This window comes from Arthrobacter sp. 05N33_2 (assembly GCF_056397425.1).
On sequence record NZ_JBFTNJ010000119.1, the window covers coordinates 1 to 3,967 of the forward strand.

Sequence of the window (3,967 nt, forward strand, 5' to 3'; positions counted from 1 at the left end):
GCTAGAAACAGGTCCCCAGCTAGAAACAGGTCCCCATGTCACTTACAGACTCAACACCCACCACGATCACCACGGCCGGCAACCCCACCGTTCAACTACCTGAACCCCCCGCCCCCGGGCGCCTGGTTCATGGAGGATTCGTCCACGGCATCCTCACGAACAAGAAGGCCCTCTTCGGACTGGCCATCCTAGTGATATTTGCCCTCTTGGCACTGCTGGCGCCTCTCCTGGCACCGGGTAACCCCTCCGACTTCGGCTCCGAAGCATCTCTGGCGCCATCCGCGGACCACCTCCTCGGAACCACCTCCAAAGGCCAGGACGTGCTCGCCCTCACCCTGTGGGGATCGCGAAGCTCCCTGGCGGTCGGATTCACAGTAGGCCTGGCGGCGACCTTCATCGGCTGTCTCGTCGGCATAGCCTCCGCGTATTTCGGCAAAGCCATCGACGAACTGCTCTCGCTGTTGACCAATGTATTTCTGCTCATCCCCGGGCTACCGCTTCTGGTGGTTCTCGCCGCATTTCTGCCGCCGGGACCCGTCACCGTCGTCACTGTGCTGGTCATCACGGGCTGGGCAGGTAGCGCCCGGGTGCTCCGCTCCCAAGCTCTGTCCCTGCGCAGCAAGGACTTTGTCGCTTCGGCCGTCGTGACCGGTGAGAAAGCGTGGCGCATCATGTTCCGGGAAATCTTGCCCAACATGGCCTCCATCGTGATGAGCACCCTGCTGGGCTGCGTCATCTACGGCATCGGGGCCCAGGCGGGCCTTGAGTTCCTGGGGCTCGGCGATACCGGGTCCGTCAGCTGGGGAACCAACCTCTATTGGGCCAACAACGACGGTGCGCTCATGACCGGCGACTGGTGGGTGCTCCTGCCCTCCGGTGTCGCCATCGCCGTCGTCGCATTTGCCCTGGCCATGATCAACTACGCCGTTGATGAAATTACCAACCCTCGCCTGCGCGTGGAAAAGAAAGGCTGACAGATGGAAACCCTGACTGAACGGGACCGGGGAAACATCGGCCGTGCCGCCGTCGGCCCCGTGCTGAGTGTGAAGAACCTGCAGGTTCAATACACGGCGGAAAGCGGAAACGTCACCGCCGTGGATGGTGTCAGCTTCGACATCGGCGCCGGAGAAGTGTTCGGGCTCGCCGGTGAATCAGGCTGCGGCAAGTCGACCATCGCAAACGCGATCATGCGTCTCCTGCAGACCCCGGCAAAAATCACGGGCGGTTCCATCGAGCTCGCTGGAAGGAATCTCCTGGACCTGGGCGAGGAAGAACTGCGACGCACCCGCTGGCGCGACGTCTCCATGGTCTTCCAAAGCGCGATGAACTCCCTGAACCCCGTCATGACAATCGGAGATCAGATCGTCGATGTCTTCACCACCCACGAAAAGATGCCCAAGAAAGCCGCCCGCGAACGCGCCGCAGAGCTTCTGAAACTTGTCGACATCAGCCCCGACCGGCTCAAGTCCTACCCGCACCAGCTCTCCGGCGGMATGCGCCAGCGGGCAGTGATCGCGATAGCACTGGCACTTAAACCCTCCCTCCTCATCATGGATGAACCCACCACTGCCCTGGACGTGGTCGTTCAGCAGGAAATCATGCACCAGATCAAAGAACTTCAGCAGCGGCTGGGTTTTTCCATTCTGTTCATCACCCACGACATCTCGCTCATGGTCGAGCTCTCCCACCGCATGGCTGTGATGTATGCAGGAAAGCTGGTCGAAGTGGCTCCCTCGAAGCAAATGCTGGACAACCCTCTCCACCCCTACACGAACGCCCTGATGGGAGCGTTTCCTCCGCTGACCGGACCGAGAGTGGAGTTGATAGGTATCCCGGACGCCCCGCCGAACATGGCCCATCCCCCCACCGGATGCAGCTTCCACCCCCGGTGCCCGCTTGCTATCGACTCCTGCCGCACCATCGAACCGCCGCTTCTTCCCGGAGCCGAAAACCACGAGGCAGCCTGTCTGCTCGTACCCGGATATGTCGTCCCCCGCGAAAGGTCACGCCGATGAGCCCCGCACACAGCACCTCGTCCCGCCCAGGAACGGCGACCGAGCCACTGGTTCAGGTACGCAACCTGAGCAAGGACTATCAGCTTGGAAGTTTCCCGTTCCGTTCGACGGTACGTGCGGTCAACGACGTCTCCTTTGACATCAACCGCGGCGAGATTGTGGCACTCGTCGGGGAATCCGGCAGCGGAAAGAGCACCATCGCCCGGATCCTTGCCCGCCTCGAGCAGCCCACAGGTGGCCAGCTCATCCTCGACGGACAAGACATTTTTTCCACCGAACGCCGCCGGGCGTCGATGAAGTACCGCAGCAAGGTCCAAATGGTCTTCCAGGATCCCTTCGGATCCCTCAACCCGGCGCACCGCATCGAGCACTTCCTGACGCGTCCCCTGCAGCTGCACGGAGAAAACGACAGCCCGCGGGCCCTCAAACTCAAGTTGCGTGAACTAATGGCAACAGTCGGTCTGGGCGAGCAGATGCTGGACCGATACCCCCATCAGCTGTCCGGCGGACAGCGGCAGCGCGTCGCCATCGCCAGAGCCCTGGCCGTGGAACCCGAAATCATACTGGCCGACGAACCCACCTCGATGCTCGACGTCTCGGTCCGCATCGGAATTCTCAATCTGATGCGCAAACTCCGCGATGAACGGGGCGTGTCCATGCTCTACATCACCCACGACCTCGCATCCGCACGCTACATCGCAGACACAACCATGGTGATGTGYGCCGGGGACCTGGTCGAGGGTGGCGAGAGCATCGAGCTGATGGCCGCCCCCCATCACCCGTACACACAATTGCTGCTCTCCGCCGTACCCGACGCCCGCAGAACCCAGACCGTTCGCCCACCGAAGAGGGACGCCACAGGGCGGAACGCTGCCCGGGGCACCGGCGAGCGGGTCACCCTGACCAAATCCCATTGGGCGCTGAAAGTGCCGGAATCCGCCCACTGACGGCCCCAAATCCGCCGTCCGAGAGGCCGCTTTACCCGCGGAATCAGACCCGCACAGCTCCATTGGCTGCCGAAAACCAGAAAGAATCCCATGATGAACCCCTCTGCTGCACTGTCCGCCCTACCCGAGGTGGTCGTTGTCGGCGAAGCACTTGTCGATGTGGTCCACACGGGGAACGGCGTCACCGAGCACCCGGGGGGCTCCCCCGCCAACGTGGCCTACCGACTCGCCCGTCTCGATGTTTCAGCGTCCCATCCGTGGCAACCGTTGTCGCGGACACCATCGGGGCAGGAGATGCCTACATGGCGGCCCTCATCCTGGGGCTTCTGACCAGAGGACGCGAGGGCCTGGCTCCGCCCGTTCTCGAACAGATCGCCCGCATGGCATCCATGGCAGCCGCCATTACGGTGGGCCGTCCAGGGGCGGACCTGCCCTCCTTGGCAGAAATGCGGGCCCCGGTCAGCTGACCACCACTTTCCGTCTCCAACACCGCGGCCAATCTGACGATCACGTCAGATCCTGGCCCTTTCCTTGCCCCATCCCGAAATTGAAACGAGTGCACCTCCCATGACGGCTGTGACCACCACACACCCGGAAGCCTTCCGGCCCGCCCTGCATTACACGGCCCGAAACACCTGGCTCAATGATCCCAACGGACTGATCTACCATCAGGGCCTCTACCACCTCTACTACCAAAACAACCCCTTCGGAAACACCTGGGGAAACATGTCCTGGGGCCACGCCACGTCGGAGAACCTCACCGACTGGACCGAACAGCCTGTCGCGATTGCCTGCGACGAGCAGGAGGACATCTTCTCCGGCAGCATCGTGTTCGACAGCCAAAACTGCAGCGGGTTCGGCACCGAATCGGCGCCCCCGCTGGTGGCCATTTACACCAGCGCCTACAAGGAAGCCTCGCCGCTGCACGGCGTCCAGGCCCAGTCGCTGGCCTACAGTCTGGATGGCGGCTTCACCTGGAAAAAATACGCGGGCAATCCCGTGCTC

At 62.5% G+C, this 3,967-nt stretch carries 4 protein-coding genes and 1 pseudogene; all 5 read left to right on the top strand.

What is annotated here, in order from left to right; genetic code table 11:
• Positions 1–35: 35 nt before the first annotated feature.
• Positions 36–974: an ABC transporter permease gene (locus AC1DHX_RS20295; RefSeq protein ID WP_476858057.1), complete on the top strand. Its 939-nt coding sequence runs from the start codon at positions 36–38 to the stop codon at positions 972–974.
• 3 nt (positions 975–977) lie between these two features.
• Positions 978–2,015, top strand: a complete 1,038-nt coding sequence (locus tag AC1DHX_RS20300) for an ABC transporter ATP-binding protein (RefSeq protein ID WP_476860276.1) — start codon at positions 978–980, stop codon at positions 2,013–2,015.
• Positions 2,012–2,962, top strand: coding sequence for an ATP-binding cassette domain-containing protein (locus AC1DHX_RS20305; RefSeq protein WP_476860275.1), 951 nt, complete (start codon positions 2,012–2,014; stop codon positions 2,960–2,962). The genes AC1DHX_RS20300 and AC1DHX_RS20305 overlap by 4 nt, the downstream gene beginning before the upstream one ends.
• 245 nt (positions 2,963–3,207) lie before the next feature.
• Positions 3,208–3,429: pseudogene (locus AC1DHX_RS20310) on the top strand (PfkB family carbohydrate kinase); the annotation flags it as partial.
• Between the two features lie 100 nt (positions 3,430–3,529).
• On the top strand, positions 3,530–3,967 hold a 438-nt coding region (locus AC1DHX_RS20315), incomplete at its 3' end, for a glycoside hydrolase family protein (RefSeq protein WP_476900427.1).